Here is a 21184-nt window from a genome sequence, read left to right on the forward strand (position 1 = left end):
CCTTAGAAGTTCACGATGGATTGGATAACAATCGCGTTCGCGATATCGACAAAAAAGGCTGAAACCAAGGGCAAAACGACAAAAGCAATCGGCGCAGGACCGTATCGTTTGGTCACAGCTGTCATATTGGCAATGGCCGTGGGGGTCGCGCCAAGTGAAAACCCGGCAAATCCCGAAGCGAGAACAGCCGCGTCGTAGTTACGTCCCAAAATTGGGAATAAGACAAAAATGACGAGAACCACAGTGATGAGCGTTTGTGCTCCCACCGTGGCCATAATCGCCAAACCGGCGCCACTCAATGTGGAAAAATCCAGCGTCATCAAGGAAATCGCCAAAAACACACCCAATGCAAATTCGGAGAGCACTGCCAGTGTTGGCGTGCGCGCCACTGGAGGCGCTTTAGGGGCAAGTAACATGCGCGCATTACCGAGGATAATACCGACAATTAAACACGGCACGAACAGCGGAAGCATCAGGCCAATTTCCTCAAGCACCTCATGTAAGACGTAGCCTAGGATGATCGCGACATGAAGCGACAACATCACCCGCATCAGAGTCACATGGCTGATCTCGGTTGCATTACTTTCTTCCTCAAAAGACACCCCCACCACATCGCCTTCCCCTTCATGGGTCGACTTCAACCTGTGTCGGCCAACCAGCAACTTGGCGATTGGTCCGCCCACCAAAGACGCTGCAATCAATCCAAGAGTTGCCATTGCAACGCCAAGCTCCGCAGAACTGTTCAAACCCGTCGCGGAAGCAACATTTGGCGCCCATGCGATGGCTGTCCCATGCCCACCAATCAAGGCTGCTGAGCCAAACAAAACCCCCGATTGCGCAGGCAACCCAAACATGGTGGCCCCTGCAATGCCCACTACGTTTTGCACAATGATCGTACCCAGTGTCAGCACCAACAGCAGCACAAGGATTTTTCCGCCAGACAACAAGTCGGACAATCGCGCGTTCAAGCCAATGCCTGCAAAGAACACAACAAGAAAGTAGTCGCGCGCAGCCGTCTCGAAGCTCAACCCCACGCCGGACACGGCGGTAAAGATCGCGAAAATCGCGGCCGCGATCAGCCCCCCTGTGACTGGCTCAGGAATATTGAACTCCCGCAAGAAAGCAACTTTTCGCGTCAGGCGCGCACCCAACAAAAACACCGCGAACCCTAAGGTTGCCGTGATCATTTCCGGGACAACAAACACCTGATCCATAAAGCTCACTCCGTTGGTCGAGGAGGACAATGCGCGGGCAAACGCTTGCCGTCAAAAGCAATCTCGCCGCAGGAGTTGATTTCATTCCAAGCAAACCCGCGCCCATCCGGCAGGATCGCAACAATGCGGTCAATCCCATACAACACGTCTTTTTCACCCAAAAACGCCAGTGCCTTGCCGTTTTCCAGCGACTTCCCGATCTCCTTGGCATCGAAGCACTCAAACCACTTCGGTGCATTGCGCGGCTCAGCTTTCTCCAGCATCTCGTAGGTTTCGGTCAGCAGGGCTTCGCTCATCGAGGTGGTGAAACACGCACGATAGCGAATAGGAGAGCTCTCGCTGTCGATGGCTTCAAAGTCCTCATACAGAATGGGCTCGGCTTGACCATTTACCAAAAGGGTCAATTGCACGTCATCCTGCATATCCGATGCGGGCACGGCATCGTAATACCCATAGACTTGCAACCAATACATGGCGACGCCACCAACCAAAGCTGTCAGCACAATAAGCCCTCCAAATAGTTTTCCTGTCATGCTCTTACCTTCCCCCAACGGGTATTGTTTCTATTGCGTGGTGGGTAAGACCACGGCACTGTTGGCGCTGATCTAAGCGATTTTGCACGACCTTCAAAGGGGTATACATGTCCGAAAGCTTTGCCATCGCCATGTTTGGTGCCCTATTTGCCGTTATGAACCCCTTCATCAACTTGCCGGTGTTCCTTGGCCTGACGGAAGACCTGCACCAATCCGAGCAACGCAGCGCAGCCACCAAAATCCTCACCTACACCGCTGTGTCCTGTGTGATCATCGCAATTTCTGGCACCGCAATCCTTACTTTTTTTGGCGTCTCGGTTGATGCGTTCCGCGTAGCGGGTGGCATGGTTCTGGTGCAAATTGGCTTTGTCATGCTCAACGGACGGCGCAGCACGGCCCACCACGGCACCGAACGCGAGCGCGAAGTCATGCAAAAAGCTGACGCGGACAGCATAGCTTTTTACCCGATGACTTTTCCCATGCTGGTTGGACCGGGAACGATCACCACGCTGATCCTTTATGCGCAACAAGTGAAACAACCCTCTGACTGGGCGATTTATTCAGGCTGTGTCCTGTTGGTGCTACTGATGATCGCCGTTGTGTTTTACTTTGCCGGCAACATTGGTCGCTACTTGAGCAACACAGCCCGCACCATCATGACGCGCCTGATGGGAATGGTGCTGATTGCAATCGCCGTCGGTATGGTGGCCGACGGCGCTAAAGTCTTGCTACCAGGTTTGGCCTAATTGGCTCACGCCGCGTAGCCACCGGCCTCTGTCTGCACAAACGCATCGGCGCATTGCTTTGAAAGCGCGCGCACGCGGCCAATATAGGCCTGTCGTTCGGTCACGGAAATCACGCCGCGCGCGTCCAACAGATTAAAAAGGTGGGACGCCTTAATGCACTGATCATAAGCAGGGTGAACCATGATGATGCGCTTGCCAGTTTTCGGATCGACGTGCTCCTGCGCGAGAACTTTCTCACACTCTGCCTCAGCCTCTTCGAACTGCTTCAGCAGTACGTCCGTGTTGGCCACATCGAAGTTCCAGCGGCTGTATTCCTGCTCAGTTTGCTTGAACACATCGCCATAGGTCAGGGCAACCTCAGATTGTGGATTGTTGTACGGCATGTCCATCACGTGATCGACGCCCAGCACATACATTGCCAGACGCTCCAGACCATAGGTCAACTCGCCCGACACCGGGTGACAGTCGTGGCCGCCAACCTGCTGGAAATAAGTAAACTGACTGACTTCCATGCCGTCACACCAAACCTCCCAGCCAAGGCCCCACGCGCCAAGCGTCGGGCTTTCCCAGTCGTCCTCAACAAAACGAATGTCGTGCGTTTCCATATCGACACCAATTGCTTCAAGCGAGCCGAGATACAGCTCTTGAAGGTTGGGTGGGCTTGGTTTGATCAGCACCTGATACTGGTAGTAGTGCTGCAACCGGTTTGGATTTTCGCCGTAGCGGCCATCAGTGGGACGACGCGACGGTTGTACATAGGCCGCCGCCCAGGACTTGCTGCCCAGCGACCGCAAAGTTGTCGCCGGATGAAAGGTACCAGCGCCCACTTCCATGTCGTAAGGCTGCAACACTGCGCAGCCCTTTTCGGCCCAGTAATTCTGGAGCCGCAAAATGATCTCTTGGAAGCTACGTGGTTTGCTGTCGTTATGTGCCATGGTGAAAGCCCTTTCCAAACGCGGGTCTTGCTTATGCGCAAGCTTGCACGGGGTCAACATGGCGACAAAGCCAGAGTTCACCAAATTATGAGTGCAAGCTGCGCCGAACCTGATAGAAGAGCCTCTAATTAACAATTGTCACGCGTTTCAGGGACTACCACCAACATGCTGCGCACTATTCTGTCGCTTTTTGTGGCACTGCTTTTCAGTGTCACCTCCGCCATTGCTCAATCCTCAGATGACATCGTTTGGGTACAGCTCGAAGCCCAACCCAGCTTGACGCAAGCCAGCGAAAACATCCGCTCCTATGCCCAACGTATGGATGATGTAAACGGCTTTACCCTTGGTGGCGGCTGGTATGCCGTCGCACTTGGCCCCTACCTTCGCGCAGATGCGGAAAACGTTTTGCGCGTTTATCGCGCCGAGGGTGTAATTCCTGTGGATGCCTATTTGGCCACTGCGCGTGAGTACCGCAGCCAGTTCTGGCCTGTAGGTGCCAACCAGTTGAACAACCCGCAAGCTGCGCTTTCTGGCCAGCAATCGGTGCAAAATGTGACACAAGACACGCAAGTTGTGATTGTGGAAACACCAGCTGAGCCGGAACCGGAAGTGGCCCCAGTGGTTCCTCAGCAGCCGGATGAAACTGTCCGCGAAGCCCGCGCCAGTGAAGCCGCTCTGTCCCGTGACGAAAAGAAATTCCTGCAAGAGTGGCTGAAGTGGGCAGGCTACTACAATTCCGCCATCGATGGCTCATATGGGCGTGGCACCCGCGCCTCCATGTCCAACTGGCAGGCCGACAACGGTTTTGACGTAACTGGCGTGATGACCACACTGCAGCGCGACACCCTGCGCCAACAATACTTTGCTGTGCTCAAGGGCATGAACCTGCAATTGGTCAGCGATCTGGATGCAGGCATTGAGATGATTGTGCCAATGGGCGCGGTGCAAAAAACCACCTCCGAGTATCCCTTCGTGCAATATGAAGCGGCAGGCAACATTCCTGCTCAGGTCCTACTGATCAGCCAGGAAGGCGATCAAAACACGCTGTTTGGACTTTACGACATTATGCAGACGCTGGAGATTGTCCCGCTGGACGGTCCACGCGAACGCAAGAAGTCTAGTTTCGTGCTTACCGGTCAAAACGCCAACACCGTCAGCCACACAGAGGTTTCTCTGAAAGATGGCCACATCAAAGGCTTCACTTTGGTTTGGCCCGCAGGTGACGAAGAGCGCCGCACCCGCATTCTTGGCGAGATGAAAGCCAGCTTCACCCGCATTGGCGGTGTGCTGGATCCAGCCGCCGGAGATGACACGGCACAGAACATCGACCTGATCTCCGGCCTGCAGGTGCGCAAGCCCAAGCAGTCCCGCTCCGGCTTCTTCATTGATCGCAAGGGCCACGTTGTGACCACAGCCGAGGCCGTGCAGAACTGCACCAAAGTAACCATTGAAGAAGACTATGACGCGCAGGTTGCTGTCATCGACGAGGCGCTTGGTATTGCAATCCTGAGCCCAACTTCTTCGCTGGCCCCAATCGACGTGGCCACGCTGCGTGAAGGTGCGCCGCGCATCCAATCAGAAGTGGCTGTTGCAGGCTATTCCTACGAAGGCGCGCTTGGCGCCCCAACCCTGACGTTTGGCCAACTCGCCGACGTAAAAGGCCTGCGTGGAGAACAAGAGCTCACCCGCCTAGCGCTCAACGTGCAGCCAGGTGACTGGGGTGGCCCTGTGTTTGACGCGGGCGGTTCCGTATTCGGCATGCTGTTGCCACGCGACGCACAGTCTGCGCAGCAACTGCCAGAAGAAGTGAACTTTGCCGTGAACAGCGACGCCATCCGCACGCTACTGGCGCAGGAAGGTATTCAGGCCGATCTGTCGTCCAATGGCGCGTCCATGGCGCCCGAAGATCTGACCAAACAGGCCAGTGACATGACTGTGCTGGTGAGCTGCTGGTAGCCGCCACCTCAATGAAAACAACAAAGGGCGGCTCTTTACAGAGTCGCCCTTTTCAATTGTGACCGATGATATTCCTAGGATGCTGACAGCGCAGCGGTCATCCGGATTAACGTCGGGCGATCCGCGCCGAACGCCTGTGTCACCGCAGTTTGTAATTCCTCTGAAGTCTTTGGTTCCGTCGCCAAGCAACCATAACTCTCCGCAAGCTTACAGAAATCCGGGTTCACGGCGACCACGGCATTGGGCGCGATCTGGCTTGCAACCATGCTATCTTCGATCTCTTTGAGCTTGTGATTGTCCCACAGCAGAATCGGGATTGGCAGTTTCATCTCCACTGCAGCGCCCAACTCCTGCACCGAGTATTGAAAGCCATAGTCGCCAGCGATGCACACCGTTGGCTTCCCCAACCGTGCCATTGCGCCACCAATCGAGGCGGGCAGCGCATAGCCCAGCGTGCCAAACCCACTGGGATGGTGCCAGTGCCCGGGGCGGGACATCTCCCACACCTCTTTGGCGACATAGGCAAATTGCGTCATGTCCGAATAGATCATCGCATCATCCGGCATCACCTCTGCGAGTACGTCGCAAATGCCCACAATACCTGGACGCTCCGCATCGGTCTCCGCACGGAAGCGTAATTTGGCAGCTGCGATGTCCCTTGCGCTCCACCTTGGCTCCGCGATTTCCGCCGGCAATGCTGCCAGTATGGTCTCCACAAATGCACGCCCTTCGCAGTGGAAGGTGATATCCGCACGATGACGATCTGCCAAAACTTCAGCATCAATATCGACCCGAACCATCATACCTTTGTGGCCCAACTCATCACGCCACAAGTCACATTCAGAGAGTTCTGACCCAATCACTATGACCAAATCCGATTCGCCAATAATGCGTTTGCTTTCGGCACGTCCCAAATACGTGCCAAAACTCAGCGACTCTTCCGCACTTAACAGCCCGCATCCGGCATAGGTCATGAAGGCAGCCGCACCACTGCGCCGTACCAGATCACGCACGAGAATTTCAATTGGTGTCAGATCGGCTGGCGCCCCGTTTTGAACAAGTCCGCCGCCAAAAACAAACAACGGCCTTTCGGCGTCCGCCAAAGCCTGCTCAAAGCCACCCAATGACACAGGCACCTGCTGCCCTCCGCTGCTGGCGTGGTCCCCCGGTGCCTTTTTTGGCGCGTCATTTGCCAGGCTTCCCAACAAGGCAATCGGCACCTGAATGTACTTCGATCTCTGCCGCTTTGTGCTGAACTCCACAAAAGCCCTATCGATCAGACCATAGGCTGCACTTTCGCTACGCGCTTCTTCTGCCCAATCACACACGGTTGCTGCTGCTGCACGTTGATCGCGCATCTGATGCAACTGACCACGATGGCCAACATGGTCATCCAGACAACTCGCCAGCGTCAGCACCGAGACACTATCGGAATAGGCCTGCCCTAGCGGGGTCATGATATTACACACCCCCGGTCCTGTGATGACATAAGCCACCCCCGGCTTGCCGCTGGCCCGCGCATAGCCGTCCGCCATGAAACCCGCACCTTGCTCGTGACGCGCCAAAACATGGGTGATCCCAGCCTCTTCAATGCCGCGATACAACTCCACATTGTGCACACCCGGAATACCAAAAATGACATCCACGCCGCGTGCTTTGAGCATGTGAGAAATCTGCGCGCCCAAAGGACGCATCTCCTGATCAATTGCCGCCATCAGGCCCTCCAGAATTGAACCGTAAAGAGTACATAGACCGCCAAAAGCTCTAGCCGGCCGATCAGCATACCCGCCGCCAACAGCCATTTGGCCGCATCATTTAGCGTCGCAAAATTTCCCGCAGGGCCGATGATGTCACCCAGCCCTGGACCGATGTTGGCAAGCGCGGCAGCCGCTCCGGACAGCGATGTTGTGAAATCCAGCCCGGTCATGCCCAAAATCACTGCGAGTCCACCCAGTGTCACCGTGAAGAACACAAAGAAGCTCATAACGGAATTCAACACGTCATCGTTAATTTTGCGCCCTTGGAAACTTGGTGTAAAAACGCCGCTTGGGTGCTGAATTTTGAGGATTTGCGTTTTGATCGTGGCAAACAGAAGCTGATAGCGGAACACTTTAATCGAACAGGCCGTCGACCCTGCGCAACCACCAATCAGTCCAGCAAAAAACAGTACCGAAACGGGAAAGCCACCCCACAGCATGTAGTCGGCGCTGGCGTAGCCTGTGCCCGTCACAATTGAGGTGGTGTTAAACAGCACCTTGCGAAAGCCGGCCTCACTGCCAAGCCCATTGCTCAGCACCTGCCAGCTGGTCAGCATAATCACAATTACGGCAACGGTCATAAAAAACACTCGGATCTGCGTGTCTTGCAGAAGAGGTTTGGCACTGCCCGCGGTCATTTGAACAAACCGCACAAACGGCAGCGCCGCGAGCAGCATAAAGATCACCGCAACATATTCTGTCCCAATGGAGAAGGCGCCAAACGAAGAATCGTAGTTGGCAAACCCACCTGTCGCGATGGTGGTCATCGCATGCACCACTGCATCAAACGGGGTCATGCCTGTAATGACATAGGCCAAAGCACATGCCACGGTGAGTGTTATGTAGATCACCGAAATTCGGCTACTGATTTCCGTGGCACGCGGAAGAATTTTCCCGAAGGTATCAAACCCCTCACTACGAAATATCTGCATGCCGCCAACCCGCAATTCCGGCAAAAACACCATGGCGACAACAATGATACCAATGCCACCAAGCCATTGAAGCAGACCGCGCCACAACAACATCCCACGCGGCAGTTCATCCAATCCAGAAAACACTGTGGAGCCAGTGGTGGTCAGCCCGCTCATCGCTTCAAAAAAAGCATCCACCACCCGCGCTTCCGTCGCACCCAGCATAAATGGCAAGGCGCCAAACATAGGAAGCGCAAGCCAGACGCCAGTGGTCAGCAAAAAGGTCTGCTGCAAGGACAAGCCGTCGCCCCGTCCATTGTGACAGGACAGGGCCACCATGCCGCCGGACAGGCAAGTGACGGTAGCACTAACAAAAAAGGCTTCCCAATGGGCCGTGCCATCCAACAGATCAACGCACATGGGCACAAACATGGCCACGCCCAACATCGCCACCAAAAGGCCGATCACATATCCAACGGGTCGTAAGTCCAGCATGGGCGCAGGGTTGGCGGTTGCGCCAGCCGCTGTCAAGCGCGTTTGACGGACATGGTGTCAACGCGCATTACCTAACCCTCTGTTCTTGTGTGTAAACAATACAACGCTTACAGGCTACGGTGCCGCGTTACCCAACGTGAAACAGCGTTGTGAACAGTTTTGGATCGATACTTTGTGAGGCAAACAACGGGCCATCGGTTAGAACCGACACAGCGTCATGACTATGCAGGCTCTCCTGATGGCTCGCAATGACGCGGAAATCCCCGATCCGCGGATCCGCCTTCAACTTTTCACAAAATAGCCGGGCCGCATCTTCCACAAAAATTGGATTGGCTGCATTCAACTCCGCAAAAGCCTGCTCATCTTCCCGCTTAACCATGACTTGTGTCTCAGTGGGCACGGCTTCCCGCGCCAGGTCAATCAGGTCTTCAAACCAGACACGGGGACGGTCAACTATCTCTACCGAAATCCGCGCCACGGAGCGTTGCGAATGAGGTGTCGCCAACTGGCGACGAGATATGCGTGCATGCTCGCTCAGTTCCAACGAACACGGACAAGTTGACGAATACACGTAATCCAAGTGCATAATTTTGTGTGTCGCGCCACCTTGCTGTACCTTTTCCAACGCTATGTCGTAGTATTGATATCCTTCGAGCCCAGAGCGCAGGGATTTGATCTTCATCGGGTAAGAAAACCGCATTTGAAGTCGGGCATCAAAGCTTTCCAAATCCGTAATATAATCCGCCAACGCGGCTTCCATCACACTAAAACTAAACGTCTTCTCCGCGTGTTTGTAAAACGACCGCATAATTCTGGACATGTTGATGCCCTTTTTGTCGGCCTCTAAACTCACTGTTCCTGTCACGCTGGTTTCCAGCGCGATGTCGCCATTGTCCCGGGTATGAAATCGGATCGGCAGGCGGAAGTTCGAAATCCCGACGTGCTGGATTTGCTGCTTCTCGCCTTTGATCAGACTCTCAGGGCCGTTTTGCAAATCCGGCAAAGTCGCCCGATACTCTGGCGTCGCCTCAAAATCCCCGGGGTACTGGCGCGACAACTCTGGGTAATTCGCAAGCGGCTGATCTGGAAGCAAACGCGCAACCGCCGGATCCAACTCGGCAATCTCAGTCACCGACGCCTGCTGTGCCCATGCACGCAACCGCTCCAACGCCTCTTCAGCGTCTTCCCGCGTCAATTGTGTTTGGGTCTTGGAAGTCTGAACATTCATGGCCAAGCGCCTTTTCCCTGCTGTCGCCTGATTAACTTAGTGTGCCCGTCGATAAAATGCCAATTTCGTTAACCCATAACCAAAAAACGACACCCTAGATCAAACTCGTCGCGAGAGACGCAAAAGGCGCCCGACCAAGTTGCCGGGCGCCTCATTGTACACTTGCTGCCAAACCCAGGCTTTAGGCGTGTGAAGCCTCAACCGCCCGCTGAATATCTGCGATCAGATCGTCGGTGTCTTCCAACCCAACTGAGAACCGAACCAATCCCGGTGTGATGCCCAGGTCCACTTTCACTTCATCAGGCAGACGCTGGTGTGTTGTGGTTGCCGGATGCGTCGCAATCGACTTCGCATCGCCAAGGTTGTTGGAAATCACGGCAATTTTCAGCGCATTCAAAAACTTAAACGCGGCTTCGCGCCCGCCCTTGATATCCAGAGACAACACAGTACCACCTTTGCCGCCAAGCTGCTTGGTCACTAAAGCGGCCTGTGCGTGACTTTCCAAGCCCGGATAGATCGTACGCTCCAACGCTGGATGGCCTTCCAAAGCCGCGGCAATTGCCAAAGCGCTCTCGGCTTGTGCCCGCACCCGCAAGTCGATCGTCTCAAGGCCTTTCAGCATCACCCAGGCATTGAACGGGCTCATGCTGCCGCCGGTGTGCTTCATGTAGGGCTCAAGCGTGCCACGGATGAAGTCTTTGGTGCCAAGCACAACCCCGCCCAGCGCGCGACCTTGACCGTCAATGTGTTTGGTGGCCGAGTAGATCACAACGTCGGCACCTTGCGAAATCGCTTCGCTAAACACTGGCGTGGAAAACACATTGTCCACCACCACAGTTGCGCCAACCTCATGGGCAATTTGCGCCACGGCAGTGATATTGATCACCTCCAACGTCGGATTGGACATGCTTTCAAAGAACACCGCTTTGGTGTCCGGACGCATCGCTGCCTTCCAGGCCGCGAGCTCCGTGCCATCCACAAAAGTCACTTCCACACCGTACCGACCCAGAACATCCTGCAATACGTAAATACAGGAACCAAACAACGCCTTAGCGGACACAACGTGATCGCCAGCTTTCAGCATCGAGGTCAATGCGCCGCTCACCGCCGCCATACCGCTGGCTGTGGCAAAGGCATCCTCTGCGCCTTCCAGCGCCGCAATCCGCTCTTCAAACATCGCAACAGTGGGGTTGCCGTAACGCGCGTAGATAAACTCATCTTCGCCAGTCTCAATAAAGCGAGCCTCAGCCTGTTCCGCACTTTCGTAGACAAAACCCTGGGTAAGGAAAATGGCCTCACTCACCTCATTATATTGACTGCGCCGCGTCCCACCATGCACCAGCTTTGTGCGTTTGTTCCAATCGCTCATATTATCTCTCCCGGGTCACTCTCACTGACCCAAATAAAAAGCCCCGTTCCGGCCAAGCGGAAGGGGCTCCTTCGTCCTGACCTCTTTAGCGGCATTTTTAACGTGGCCCGCAATCCGGTAACAAATCGCCACACAGGCGAAGTACGCCGCAACGCCCGATACGTCAAGACACACAGGCCCATTCGATACTGCGTTACGCCGGCTTTACCCAATCTGCACATTTTTGCGCGACACTGCCTGAAGGTGAAGGGGGGAGCAGCAATGGCGCTCATTCGGATCAACGCAGAACACCGCAGACCGGTACTACACGGTACCGATGCCCCGCTATTACCTGTGCTCAACCGTGCACTGGACACCAGTGGCCCCGTGACCATCATGTTGCATGGGTACAAATTCCGCCCTTATGACCCTGGCCGATGCCCACATGCGCATATCTTTGCGCCGCTAGATGCTTCCAGTTCCAAAGTTGTGAGTTGGCCCAAACGTCTCGGATACCTTTCTCCAAAACCCGACAGTGGTGTTGGGGTTGCCTTTGGTTGGAATGCGCGCGGCTCCCTGAAACAAGCGCTGCGCTCTGCAATCCGCGCGTCTCATGCGCTGGCGATTCTGGTCCAACAGCTCCGCAGGCAGGAACCGAACCGCCCCGTGAATTTGGTGGCCCACTCAATGGGCGCCTACGTTGCGCTTCAAGCCCTGCATCGCCTCTCAAAGGGCGACATAGGTCGGATCATTCTATTGAACGGCGCAGTCTTTCGCCCATCCGCCGCCGCAGCCCTGCGCACGGACGCCGGGCATGGCGCAGAGCTCTTCAATGTAGTCAGTGGCGAAAACGCGTTTTACGATATCCTGTTTGAGCAACTTCTGGGCCGAAGCCGTGCACACGATCGCTCAATCGGCCGTGGCTTTGACGCGCCAAACGCGCTGACCATTCGGCTGGACGACCAGCCCGGCCTGAAACGGCTCGCAGCCCTTGGGCACGTCATTGATCCACCCGCACATTGGCTTTGCCACTGGTCCCCATACCTACGCCCCGGCGCCATGGCGTTTTACGCGAATTTATTGCGCAATCCCACGTCGTTACCACTGCATACACTTCAGGCACAGCTGACCCCGCGCACCTATTTGGGCGCAGTGCGTCCCAACCTTAACAGTCCCACTTGCAGCACAGCTTGAAACCGGCATCATAACGGTCACTTTCTGAGGACCGGACATGTCGCACCCCATTGACCTTTACTATTGGCCCACCCCCAACGGCTGGAAGATTTCCATTGCCTTGGAGGAAATGGCCCTGCCGTACAACACCCATCTCATCAACATCGGCAAAGGTGATCAGTTTACGGAGGGCTTTTTAAAAATCGCCCCCAACAACCGGATGCCTGCAATTGTCGACCCGAACGGACCAGACGGAAACCCGATCACGGTTTTTGAAAGTGGCGCCATCCTGCTCTACCTCGCGCGTAAGACCGGACAATTTGTGGGCACGTCAGAGCAGGATCGAGTCGCCGTTGAGGAATGGCTGATGTGGCAGATGGGTGGACTTGGCCCCATGGCTGGCCAAACCCATCACTTCCTGAAATACGCGCCAGAAAACATTGCCTACGCCAAGGCGCGCTATCGCGATGAAGCTGCCCGTCTCTATGGTGTGCTGGATCTCCGCCTGGCCAAAAATGAATATCTCGCTGGTGATTTCTTCTCCATTGCAGACATGGCGGCGTGGGGCTGGGCCTCTTTGTGGGAAGGCCAAGAGCAAACTCTGGAGGACAAACCTCAAATGGCCCGTTGGCTCAAAACGCTGTGGGAGCGCCCAGCTCTACGGCGTGGCCGCGCATTACACGCAGATCTGCGCGCCGACCGGTCCGACACATGGGTGCAACAAGACCTCTTTGGCGCAAACACCTAAAGGCACAGCTTTCTCATTCTAAAAGTACCTCGGGGGAGGCGCCGCTTGCGGCACCGGGGGCAGAGCCCCTAGCCTTCTTCCGCCTCTTCTTCCAAAGCATAGTCCTGAAAGATTTTGCCTTGGGTCATAAAGAAGACAAACACCGCCGCGGTCAGACCAAAGGTCTTAAAATACACCCAGGTGTCCGTGCTCTGGGTGCGCCAGATAATTTCGTTGAGCACCGCAAGCCCGATGAAAAACGCCGTCAACCGTTTGGTGAGCAACAACCAGCCCTCTTCTTTCAAAGGCATCATCTCTTCCATCACGATCTTCAAATAGCTTTGTCCACGCAACAGTCCCACACCCAACGCACCGCCAAACAACAGGTAGATCATCGTCGGCTTCATCTTGAAGAACCGCTCATCGTTGAGCCACACCGACAAACCACCAAACAAGACCACCAGCACCAAAGTGGCCACCTGCATCTTTGAGAGCTTCCCAGTCAGCTTCCACAAAATCCCCGTGGTCAGGATCAAAAGTGGGATAAAGCCGGCGGTGGCAACAATAAATCCGTCATAGGCTGTGCCGCCGATCTCTATGGTTTGGTCCCGCAGCCGCAAATAGGCGACAAAGAACACCACAATCGGTCCCAGCTCCAAGCCCATTTTGAGCATCGGATGGATCTTTTTAACAGAAGTATTCTCAGCCATGTCGCGTTCCTATTACCTGCCCACTTCCACTATCACAGCCCCCAGCGCAATCAATGCCATCAAGGCAATCCTGCGCGGCCCAACGGTCTCTTTTAGCACCAACCAGCCAATCAGTGCTGCAAACACCGGTGACGTTTCCCGCAACACAGCCGCCTCGCCAACATTGTCCAACCGCGTTGCCAGCATCACTGAGCCAAAACTCGCAAAGGCCACAAGACCACCAATAAACCCACGTGCCATCAGAGGCCCAAGCGTAGGCGGTGTGACCATGGAGCGATATTTCAATGTTGCAAGCACAGGGAAAACCAGCCCATCAATCAAGAAGAACCACGCCAGGAACGTGAATGGATCTGCGGTCGCGCGGATGCCGTAGGCATCATACGTGGTGTAAAGCGCGACAAAAAAGCCGGTGAACACGGCAATAACCATTGCCGCAACCAGAGTTTCGCGCCCGTCAGTCATGAACACCATATTGTAAACCGCCAGCCCCAAAATGCCAGCCATCAGCACAGCCACCCCAAACCACTGCACGCCACTAAAGGTCTCGCCAAAAATCAGATAGGCGCCGATGACCGTAAAAAACGGCCCCACTCCGCGCACCACCGGGTAGACAACGGTGAAAGCACCTTTGGTGTAGGCCCAACTTTGCAGCAGCTTGTACCCGGTGTGGATCACAAACGCGCCCGCAAAAATCAGCCACATATGTGGCTCCGGCCAAGGCACGACAAACAGCGCAAACGGCGCAGCCATTGCTGCATAGCTGAAATCAATCGCGCCGCGAGTTAGCCAGGGATCATGCCGCCCTTTCTGAAGCGCGCCAAACACCGCATGCAGAAAAGCTGCGAGCAAGGCCAATGTTAAGGCCAGTTGCTGACCAGACGCCGTGCCCTCCAAGGAGACCAGCCAGGCGCTCACGTCATGCCCTCACAGGAACGGCGCAAACTCACCCTTGCTCCAAGCCAATCAAGGCCGCTGCAAACTCTTCCGGGTCAAACGGTTGCAGATCATCAATCTGCTCACCCACTCCAATCGCATGGATCGGCAGGCCAAATTTGTCCGCAAGGCTTACAAGAATTCCGCCTTTTGCAGTGCCGTCAAGTTTGGTCATCACCAAGCCAGACACATCCGCCAACTTTTGAAACGTTTCAACTTGGCTAATCGCGTTTTGGCCAGTGGTGGCGTCCAGCACCAACAACGTATTGTGCGGCGCATCCGGGTTTTTCTTGCGAATCACCCGCACAATTTTGGACAACTCTTCCATCAAATCCTGCCGGTTCTGCAACCGCCCGGCCGTATCGATCATCAGCAGGTCTGCACCCTCAGCTTCCGCCTTCGTCATCGCATCATAGGCCAAGCTCGCCGGGTCAGAACCCTCTGGCGCTGTCAGTACTGGCACACCAGCCCGCTCGCCCCAAACTTGAAGCTGCTCTACCGCCGCCGCACGAAAGGTATCCCCAGCCGCAATCACCACGGATTTTCCTGCCGACCGGAACTGGCTCGCCAGCTTGCCAATGGTGGTGGTTTTTCCTGAGCCGTTCACGCCCACAACCAGCACAACCTGCGGCTTGGAGGGATAAAGTGGCATTGGACGCGCCACGGACTCCATGATCCGTGCCACTTCCGTAGCCAAAATGTCTTTAATCTCTTGCGTAGACACGCGCCGCCCCAATCGACCCTCCGCAATATTGGCGGTCACGCGCAGCGCGGTATCCACGCCCATATCTGATGCAATCAGCAACTCTTCGAGCTGCTCCAGCATGTCGTCATCCAGAACCCGCTTAACCACAGGCCTGCTTTGGCTTTGCCCAGTCAAACGCCCCAGTAGACTTGGCTGTTGAGGTGCCGGCTCTTCCACAACAGGCGCCGTAACCGCTTCAACTGGCGCGGGCGCAGACTGCTCTGCAGGGGGTTCTACAGCCTCAGCGGCTTCAGACTCTTCACCACCATCTTCGACAATCGCCTCAAGCCCCTCGTCCAGTTTGGACGACGATTTGAACAGCTTGTCTTTGAGCTTTGAGAAAAACGCCATAGTGGTCTCCGGAACTGCTTGCTTCCAGTTAGTCTGATTTGGGGGGATTTAAAAGAGCGGGGTCGCCCACCCCACACCTGCCACAATCAAAAACTGCCCACCGGCATAAAGCACCCATAGGGCAATCGACACCATGCGTTGCAGGGCCGCATCCGGCTTCATGCGAAACAACTGAATCGCCAGCAATGAATCAGAGGCCATAAAGGCGATGGCACCAGCCATCGCCAAAGGGCGATCCGCCAGCCCAAAGGCCGTCGCACCCATGGCACAGATAATCACAACATAGGCTCTGACCGGCCAGCGCAGATTACCGGTAAAGGGGCTCAGCCAACGCTCCGTCGACAAAGCGAAAACCACCAAGACCACCAACAGTACAGGTATCGCCAGCGGCCCGGTGCCAATGTCCCAAAAGTAGAAAACATACGCCACATGCGCCGCCGCAAAGGAAATCAAACCAACCAGAAAAGCTTTCTCACCATCTCGCGACAGCGCCAGATCCCCGAGCGCAGACAACAGCAGTGCGACCACCACCGCCCAGGACCCAAAGCTCACCGCCACAGCCGCCGCAAAGGCCGGCATTGGGATGGTCTTTATCACCGTCTTCCAAATGCTTGGTGGGCGGTGACAGAAGGCCACCGCATAAATTACTGCCGCCAATAGCCCCACCACAAGCAGTCCCAAGCGGATGCTCTGACGCAGGGCAATTTCTTCAACAATACTCATGGCGGCCTCATGTGTTTTGCCAACACCCTATTGTGGCAAGCCTCTGTTTGTCTTGCGCAAAATGGGAAGGTGACGCGCAGAGAGCCTATAAGCCGGATTCTGTTCCCCGACCGAAGCCAGTTCAATGACCATTCATCTAGGGTGCCTGTTACCAGACACCTCAAGCTGCCAACCCGGACCTGCTCGGAGCAAAGCGCTCCTGTGCTTGCGCACACGCGGTCCCTATTTGGCATTGCTCCCGGTGGGGCTTGCCGTGCCGCCGCTGTTGCCAGCCGCGCGGTGGGCTCTTACCCCACCGTTTCACCCTTACTCTCGCAAGCGAGAGCGGTCTGTTTTCTGTGGCGCTTTCCCTCGGGTTTCCCCGGCCGGGCGTTACCCGGCACCGTTGCTTTGTGGAGTCCGGACTTTCCTCGCGGGCTTACGCCCCCACGGCCATCCAGCTCTCTGCGCGTCCCCGCAATAGGGCTTCGGTGCAATGGCGTCAATCTCTGCGTGCAACCAGCCCCAACCGCGCTGCAATGCGCGCATCCTCAGCATCACACGGCCCCTCCGCCCACGGTCGAAATCGCGCTCGGAATGCGGCAAAACAATTCGGATTCTCAAGATCATAGCCAACATTCTTGGCACAGCTCTCCCAATCCGCATCGGCATTCCCTTGATCCGGCCAAATGGCCAGTTCCTGGCGGGCCAACCGTTGCCAATCAAACTTTGGACCGGGATCAATTTTGCGGCCCGGAGACATGTCAGAATGACCAATCACACCGTCCGGGCCAATGCCCCAGCGCTTCTTGATGCCTCTGAGCAGCACCTCCAGCGCGTCCATTTGCTTGGCCGAAAACGGATGATCACCTTTGTTGGAGAGCTCAATACCAATACTGCGAGAGTTTACATCGCTTTGGCCCTGCCAGCTCCCGACGCCCGCGTGCCAGGCACGCATCTCTTCCGCCACCAGTTGCGTGACGTGCCCGTCCGGCGCAATCACATAGTGCGCCGACACTTCCGCCTCTGGATTGCACAGCCAGTCAATCGCCGCCTGGGCGCTATCCATGGCCGTGTAGTGGATCACAATCAGCTCTGGCCGTTGGCCATCTCGCCGCTCGCCAAAGTTTGGCGAGGGCTGATGCAAAATGTCCGTTTTTGAGGGCATAGATTAGTTGCCGGCCGCCACACGGAACGGGCTGGGATCCCATTTGCAGGCATAGCCGTCACCATCCGGATCAACGCCAAGGCGGTCTTTCTTTGGACCACCTTTTTCCAGAAACGCCCGCTGCGCAGCCTCGTCGCTGGAAAATTTGGCGCATGCCTTGTCATACCGAGACGCACCGCCAATTTTCAGACGGCTGTACATCTTGGTCCCGCGCGGGTGTTTCGTCTCCAGCGCATAGGCCACGATATTTGGCCCAACATCTCCCGTGCGCACCGGCACCGCAGTTGGCTGAATCACCGTATAATTGGCTTTGTTTTGCGCGCGCCGTGCTGCATCCGCCTCAATAGAGCGACGGCCATCTACAGCAGCAAAGTCATTTTCGTCCGAAATTCCCGGGTTGGAAAACACCTGCGGCGCAGGATTGCTTGGACTTGCGTCCAGCGGCTGCACGCCAGAATTTGCTGATGCCGCGGCCAGTGCAGCTGTGGTTTCGCTGGCAATGCTGGCTGCATCATTGTTTGTAGGTGCCACGGTGCTGGCAGATGGCACGGTACTGGCCGTTGCTGCAGCGGTCTGCGGCTTGGCCGTAGTAGTAGTGATAAGCGGCGTGGCAGCGGCTGTTTGCGCAGGGGCAGCAGGTCGGATCGTCGCCACTTGTGGCGCATCCGGAATGGTTTCCTGCGACACCGCATTGGCCGGAGGCAACGCGGTATTTCGATGCTCCCCCGTCACCTCGTCATAAAATACGCCTGCGGCGCTGTCCGGTACAGGCGGCTGGCACGCGCTAAGCGCTACCAGCGCACAAATGGCCCCAATGCTACGTTTCATGATCTGCCTTAACTGCTCTTAGTTTTGCAGCAGCTTTACCACCATTTGCCTGGTTTGGCCACAAAACCTGCAGCCTGTTCCAATGCGTAGGCGGTGTTCAGCAAATCGCCCTCTTCCCAAGGACGGCCAATCAGCTGCAGCCCAAGTGGCAGACCCTGCGTATCCACACCCGTTGGTACCGAAATACCCGGGAGGCCAGCAAGGTTTACAGTCACGGTGAAGACATCGTTCAAGTACATTTGGATCGGGTCAGCATCGGTCATTTCACCTAGACCAAAAGCCGCCGACGGTGTCGCAGGCGTCAGGATCGCATCAATGCCTTGGGCAAAGACGTTCTCGAAGTCTTGCTTGATCAGCGTCCGCACACGACGGGCACGGTTGTAGTAGGCATCGTAGAAACCAGCGGACAGCACATAAGTGCCCACCATCACGCGGCGCTGCACCTCGTGGCCAAAGCCCTCAGCACGGGTTTTTTCATACATCTCGGTGATGCCGTCGCCCGCCGCCAGAGTGGCGCGGTGGCCGTAGCGCACGCCGTCATAGCGCGCGAGGTTCGAAGAAGCTTCTGCTGGCGCAATCACGTAGTACGCTGGCAGGGCGTATTTGGTATGCGGCAGGGAGATATCAACAATCTCCGCCCCCGCCGCTTTCAGCATCTCGGTGCCGTCTGCCCAGAGTTTTTCGATCTCCGCCGGCATGCCGTCCATACGGTATTCTTTTGGGATACCGATCTTCTTACCGCGAATGTCGCCGGTTAGCATGGCTTCAAAGTTTGGCACCACAAGATCAACACTGGTGCTGTCTTTCTCATCGTGACCACACATCGCTTCGAGCATGATTGCCGCGTCACGCACGTCTTTGGTCATTGGCCCTGCCTGATCGAGCGAGGAAGCAAAGGCCACCACACCCCAACGAGAACACCGGCCATAGGTCGGCTTGATACCGGTGATACCCGTGAACGCCGCTGGCTGGCGGATAGAACCACCAGTGTCCGTGCCAGTTGCCGCAAGGCACAGATCCGCGGCCACTGCCGAGGCAGATCCACCAGACGACCCACCTGGTGTCAGTGCCGCATCGTCATTGCCGCGCCGCCATGGGTTGATTGCATTGCCGTAAACCGAAGTCTCGTTTGACGAGCCCATCGCAAACTCGTCCATGTTGAGTTTGCCAAGCATCACAGCGCCGGAATCTTCCAACTTCTGCGAGATGGTGCTCTCATACTCTGGTTTGAAGCCTTCCAAAATCGCACTTGCGGCTTGGCTTGGCACACCTTTGGTGCAGAACAGGTCTTTGATGCCAATTGGCAGACCACACATATCTGGTGCATCACCCTGAGCAATCCGCACGTCCGCCGCTTTGGCACGCTCCAGCGCAATCTCCGGCGTCTTGTGCACAAAGGCGTTCAACGCATCCGCGTCATCAATCGCTTTCAGAAAGGTTTCGGTCAGCTCAACGGAAGTCACATCACCAGCGCGCAGCTTATCACGGGCTTCGGCCAGAGTGAGTTTGGTCAGATCGGTCATATCGGGCGCCTCTCTTTATGGGGCAAATTCTATTGTCAGGGGATCAACGGCACGGGACCGGATCACTCCACCACTTTGGGAACGGCAAAAAAGCCTTCACGCGCATCCGGCGCATTGCTCAGGATTTTCTCCTGTTGGTCGCCATCAGTCACCACATCCTCACGACGTTTCAAACGCATCGGGGTAACAGACACCATTGGCTCCACACCCTCCACGTCAACTTCATTGAGTTGCTCAATGAAACCCAGCACGGCATTGAATTCCTGTGCCAGCGCAGGCAGGGCATCTTCTTCAACCTTGATACGGGCCAGTTTGGCCACTTTGGCGGCGGTGCTTTCGTCAATCGACATGGGGCAAGACTCTCTCGTTGCGGACGTGCCCTCAGCCTTTAGCGTGCACGGGATTATGGTGCAAGCGCTTGGCCGGATTTGCGCTGCGGCAAACCCTTTCCAAATGCCGTGCCGCTGTTACTCTGACCTCAATTCAACAGGAGATTTTGACATGAAACTGATTTGGCTTGGACATGGCTCATTTCGCATCGAAACCGGCGATCTGGTGTTGCTGATCGACCCCTGGCTCACCGGCAACCCGGTCCTGCCCGAAAACCAACACGAGGCCGCAGTCGCAGGCGGAACGCATCTGATCCTGACCCACGCGCATTTTGACCATGTCGCCGATATGTTGCCATTGGCGCGCAAACTGTCCTGCCCGATCGTTGGACAGTACGATTTGATGTCTTACTGGAATGAACACGAGCATCTAGAGACTGTTGGTTTCAATAAGGGCGGCACAGTCAATCTCAGCGATGATGTGACCCTGACTATGGTGCCAGCCTCACACAGTTCAACATTTGGCTCTGACGAAGGCCCAAAGGCGGCAGGCTCAGAAGTTGGCTATATTCTGCGCGCCGAAGGCCGCACGATCTACCTTTCCGGTGACACAGATATCATGGCCGACATGGATTGGATGGGAGACTACTACAAACCCGACGTGGGCATTCTTTCAGCTGGCGGCCATTTCACTATGGACATGGCGGGCGCAGCCTATGCCGCCAAACGCTATTTCAATTTCAACACCGTAGTCCCCTGCCACTACAAGACCTTCCCGATTTTGGCGCAATCCGCGGACGTGCTGTCCGCCGGCCTGCCGGGAGTGGACGTGATCGAGCCAGAAGTGATGCAAGCTATTGAGCTGTAGCTGG

General features: G+C 55.9%; 20 protein-coding genes, 1 other RNA gene and 1 riboswitch. Of the genes, 5 read left to right on the forward strand and 16 right to left on the reverse strand.

What is annotated here, in order from left to right; genetic code table 11:
- Positions 1 to 2 precede the first annotated feature (2 nt).
- Positions 3 to 1214 (reverse strand): sodium/glutamate symporter, encoded by a 1212-nt coding sequence (gene gltS / locus QZ517_RS01180; RefSeq protein WP_294220759.1) that lies wholly within the window; start codon positions 1212 to 1214, stop codon positions 3 to 5.
- 5 nt (positions 1215 to 1219) lie between these two features.
- Positions 1220 to 1747 (reverse strand): DUF6446 family protein, encoded by a 528-nt coding sequence (locus QZ517_RS01185; RefSeq protein WP_294220761.1) that lies wholly within the window; start codon positions 1745 to 1747, stop codon positions 1220 to 1222.
- A gap of 107 nt (positions 1748 to 1854) precedes the next feature.
- On the opposite strand from QZ517_RS01185, the gene QZ517_RS01190 reads away from it, so the two are divergent.
- Entirely contained in the window at positions 1855 to 2493 is a 639-nt protein-coding gene (locus tag QZ517_RS01190) for a MarC family protein (RefSeq protein ID WP_294220764.1), read from the forward strand.
- A 5-nt stretch (positions 2494 to 2498) separates the two neighbouring features.
- On the opposite strand, the gene QZ517_RS01195 is transcribed toward QZ517_RS01190, so the two are convergent.
- Positions 2499 to 3428 carry a glycine--tRNA ligase subunit alpha gene (locus QZ517_RS01195; protein WP_294220767.1) on the reverse strand — a complete coding sequence of 310 codons (930 nt, stop codon included), beginning with the start codon at positions 3426 to 3428 and terminating at the stop codon, positions 2499 to 2501.
- 165 nt (positions 3429 to 3593) lie between these two features.
- On the opposite strand from QZ517_RS01195, the gene QZ517_RS01200 reads away from it, so the two are divergent.
- Positions 3594 to 5384, forward strand: a complete 1791-nt coding sequence (locus QZ517_RS01200) for a serine protease (protein WP_294220770.1) — start codon at positions 3594 to 3596, stop codon at positions 5382 to 5384.
- A 74-nt stretch (positions 5385 to 5458) separates the two neighbouring features.
- On the opposite strand, the gene QZ517_RS01205 is transcribed toward QZ517_RS01200, so the two are convergent.
- The 4 genes from QZ517_RS01205 to metZ form a co-directional block, all read right to left on the reverse strand.
- Positions 5459 to 7099, reverse strand: coding sequence for a thiamine pyrophosphate-binding protein (locus QZ517_RS01205; RefSeq protein WP_294220773.1), 1641 nt, complete (start codon positions 7097 to 7099; stop codon positions 5459 to 5461).
- Positions 7099 to 8547 (reverse strand): TrkH family potassium uptake protein, encoded by a 1449-nt coding sequence (locus QZ517_RS01210; protein ID WP_294220778.1) that lies wholly within the window; start codon positions 8545 to 8547, stop codon positions 7099 to 7101. Before QZ517_RS01210 ends, QZ517_RS01205 begins: the two co-directional genes overlap by 1 nt.
- A 127-nt stretch (positions 8548 to 8674) precedes the next feature.
- Positions 8675 to 9775 carry a GTP cyclohydrolase FolE2 gene (folE2, locus tag QZ517_RS01215; RefSeq protein ID WP_294220781.1) on the reverse strand — a complete coding sequence of 367 codons (1101 nt, stop codon included), beginning with the start codon at positions 9773 to 9775 and terminating at the stop codon, positions 8675 to 8677.
- Between the two features lie 181 nt (positions 9776 to 9956).
- On the reverse strand, positions 9957 to 11144 hold the full coding sequence (gene metZ / locus QZ517_RS01220) for an O-succinylhomoserine sulfhydrylase (protein ID WP_294220784.1): 1188 nt from the start codon (positions 11142 to 11144) through the stop codon (positions 9957 to 9959).
- 64 nt (positions 11145 to 11208) lie between these two features.
- A riboswitch (SAM riboswitch) is annotated at positions 11209 to 11286 on the reverse strand.
- Between the two features lie 119 nt (positions 11287 to 11405).
- Here metZ and QZ517_RS01225 point away from each other — a divergent pair.
- Positions 11406 to 12317 (forward strand): alpha/beta fold hydrolase, encoded by a 912-nt coding sequence (locus tag QZ517_RS01225; RefSeq protein WP_294220787.1) that lies wholly within the window; start codon positions 11406 to 11408, stop codon positions 12315 to 12317.
- A 37-nt stretch (positions 12318 to 12354) separates the two neighbouring features.
- Entirely contained in the window at positions 12355 to 13044 is a 690-nt protein-coding gene (locus QZ517_RS01230; protein WP_294220790.1) for a glutathione binding-like protein, read from the forward strand.
- A gap of 68 nt (positions 13045 to 13112) precedes the next feature.
- On the opposite strand, the gene QZ517_RS01235 is transcribed toward QZ517_RS01230, so the two are convergent.
- From QZ517_RS01235 to gatC, 9 genes are all read right to left on the reverse strand, one after another.
- Entirely contained in the window at positions 13113 to 13733 is a 621-nt protein-coding gene (locus QZ517_RS01235; protein ID WP_294220793.1) for an inner membrane-spanning protein YciB, read from the reverse strand.
- A gap of 12 nt (positions 13734 to 13745) precedes the next feature.
- A complete protein-coding gene (locus QZ517_RS01240; protein WP_294220796.1) occupies positions 13746 to 14648 on the reverse strand; it encodes a DMT family transporter in 903 nt (300 codons plus the stop codon).
- Between the two features lie 28 nt (positions 14649 to 14676).
- Positions 14677 to 15762 carry a signal recognition particle-docking protein FtsY gene (gene ftsY, locus QZ517_RS01245; protein WP_294220799.1) on the reverse strand — a complete coding sequence of 362 codons (1086 nt, stop codon included), beginning with the start codon at positions 15760 to 15762 and terminating at the stop codon, positions 14677 to 14679.
- Between the two features lie 48 nt (positions 15763 to 15810).
- Positions 15811 to 16485, reverse strand: coding sequence for a lysoplasmalogenase (locus QZ517_RS01250; RefSeq protein ID WP_294220802.1), 675 nt, complete (start codon positions 16483 to 16485; stop codon positions 15811 to 15813).
- A 72-nt stretch (positions 16486 to 16557) separates the two neighbouring features.
- Positions 16558 to 16933, reverse strand: an RNA gene (rnpB, locus tag QZ517_RS01255) — RNase P RNA component class A.
- A 33-nt stretch (positions 16934 to 16966) separates the two neighbouring features.
- Positions 16967 to 17632: an N-acetylmuramoyl-L-alanine amidase gene (locus QZ517_RS01260; protein ID WP_294220805.1), complete on the reverse strand. Its 666-nt coding sequence runs from the start codon at positions 17630 to 17632 to the stop codon at positions 16967 to 16969.
- Positions 17633 to 17635: 3 nt separating this feature from the next.
- Positions 17636 to 18460 carry a hypothetical protein gene (locus QZ517_RS01265; protein WP_294220808.1) on the reverse strand — a complete coding sequence of 275 codons (825 nt, stop codon included), beginning with the start codon at positions 18458 to 18460 and terminating at the stop codon, positions 17636 to 17638.
- Positions 18461 to 18495: 35 nt separating this feature from the next.
- A complete protein-coding gene (gatA, locus tag QZ517_RS01270) occupies positions 18496 to 19983 on the reverse strand; it encodes an Asp-tRNA(Asn)/Glu-tRNA(Gln) amidotransferase subunit GatA (RefSeq protein WP_294220812.1) in 1488 nt (495 codons plus the stop codon).
- Positions 19984 to 20045: 62 nt separating this feature from the next.
- A complete protein-coding gene (gene gatC / locus QZ517_RS01275) occupies positions 20046 to 20333 on the reverse strand; it encodes an Asp-tRNA(Asn)/Glu-tRNA(Gln) amidotransferase subunit GatC (protein ID WP_294117807.1) in 288 nt (95 codons plus the stop codon).
- A gap of 151 nt (positions 20334 to 20484) precedes the next feature.
- Between gatC and QZ517_RS01280 the strand changes: the two genes are divergently transcribed.
- Positions 20485 to 21180, forward strand: coding sequence for a metal-dependent hydrolase (locus tag QZ517_RS01280; protein ID WP_294220815.1), 696 nt, complete (start codon positions 20485 to 20487; stop codon positions 21178 to 21180).
- The last annotated feature ends 4 nt before the right edge of the window (positions 21181 to 21184 follow it).

Origin of the sequence: uncultured Shimia sp. (assembly GCF_913054185.1) — a bacterium.
Taxonomy (GTDB): domain Bacteria; phylum Pseudomonadota; class Alphaproteobacteria; order Rhodobacterales; family Rhodobacteraceae; genus Shimia.

What these genes read in the sequence shown, in the direction of transcription:
- gltS (WP_294220759.1), bottom strand. Translation starts at nt 1,214, where the DNA reads ATGGATCAGGTGTTTGTTGTCCCGGAAATGATCACGGCAACCTTAGGG.
- QZ517_RS01185 (WP_294220761.1), bottom strand. Translation starts at nt 1,747, where the DNA reads ATGACAGGAAAACTATTTGGAGGGCTTATTGTGCTGACAGCTTTGGTT.
- QZ517_RS01190 (WP_294220764.1), top strand. Translation starts at nt 1,855, where the DNA reads ATGTCCGAAAGCTTTGCCATCGCCATGTTTGGTGCCCTATTTGCCGTT.
- QZ517_RS01195 (WP_294220767.1), bottom strand. Translation starts at nt 3,428, where the DNA reads ATGGCACATAACGACAGCAAACCACGTAGCTTCCAAGAGATCATTTTG.
- QZ517_RS01200 (WP_294220770.1), top strand. Translation starts at nt 3,594, where the DNA reads ATGCTGCGCACTATTCTGTCGCTTTTTGTGGCACTGCTTTTCAGTGTC.
- QZ517_RS01205 (WP_294220773.1), bottom strand. Translation starts at nt 7,099, where the DNA reads ATGGCGGCAATTGATCAGGAGATGCGTCCTTTGGGCGCGCAGATTTCT.
- QZ517_RS01210 (WP_294220778.1), bottom strand. Translation starts at nt 8,547, where the DNA reads ATGCTGGACTTACGACCCGTTGGATATGTGATCGGCCTTTTGGTGGCG.
- folE2 (WP_294220781.1), bottom strand. Translation starts at nt 9,775, where the DNA reads ATGAATGTTCAGACTTCCAAGACCCAAACACAATTGACGCGGGAAGAC.
- metZ (WP_294220784.1), bottom strand. Translation starts at nt 11,144, where the DNA reads ATGAGCGATTGGAACAAACGCACAAAGCTGGTGCATGGTGGGACGCGG.
- QZ517_RS01225 (WP_294220787.1), top strand. Translation starts at nt 11,406, where the DNA reads ATGGCGCTCATTCGGATCAACGCAGAACACCGCAGACCGGTACTACAC.
- QZ517_RS01230 (WP_294220790.1), top strand. Translation starts at nt 12,355, where the DNA reads ATGTCGCACCCCATTGACCTTTACTATTGGCCCACCCCCAACGGCTGG.
- QZ517_RS01235 (WP_294220793.1), bottom strand. Translation starts at nt 13,733, where the DNA reads ATGGCTGAGAATACTTCTGTTAAAAAGATCCATCCGATGCTCAAAATG.
- ftsY (WP_294220799.1), bottom strand. Translation starts at nt 15,762, where the DNA reads ATGGCGTTTTTCTCAAAGCTCAAAGACAAGCTGTTCAAATCGTCGTCC.
- QZ517_RS01250 (WP_294220802.1), bottom strand. Translation starts at nt 16,485, where the DNA reads ATGAGTATTGTTGAAGAAATTGCCCTGCGTCAGAGCATCCGCTTGGGA.
- QZ517_RS01260 (WP_294220805.1), bottom strand. Translation starts at nt 17,632, where the DNA reads ATGCCCTCAAAAACGGACATTTTGCATCAGCCCTCGCCAAACTTTGGC.
- QZ517_RS01265 (WP_294220808.1), bottom strand. Translation starts at nt 18,460, where the DNA reads ATGAAACGTAGCATTGGGGCCATTTGTGCGCTGGTAGCGCTTAGCGCG.
- gatA (WP_294220812.1), bottom strand. Translation starts at nt 19,983, where the DNA reads ATGACCGATCTGACCAAACTCACTCTGGCCGAAGCCCGTGATAAGCTG.
- gatC (WP_294117807.1), bottom strand. Translation starts at nt 20,333, where the DNA reads ATGTCGATTGACGAAAGCACCGCCGCCAAAGTGGCCAAACTGGCCCGT.
- QZ517_RS01280 (WP_294220815.1), top strand. Translation starts at nt 20,485, where the DNA reads ATGAAACTGATTTGGCTTGGACATGGCTCATTTCGCATCGAAACCGGC.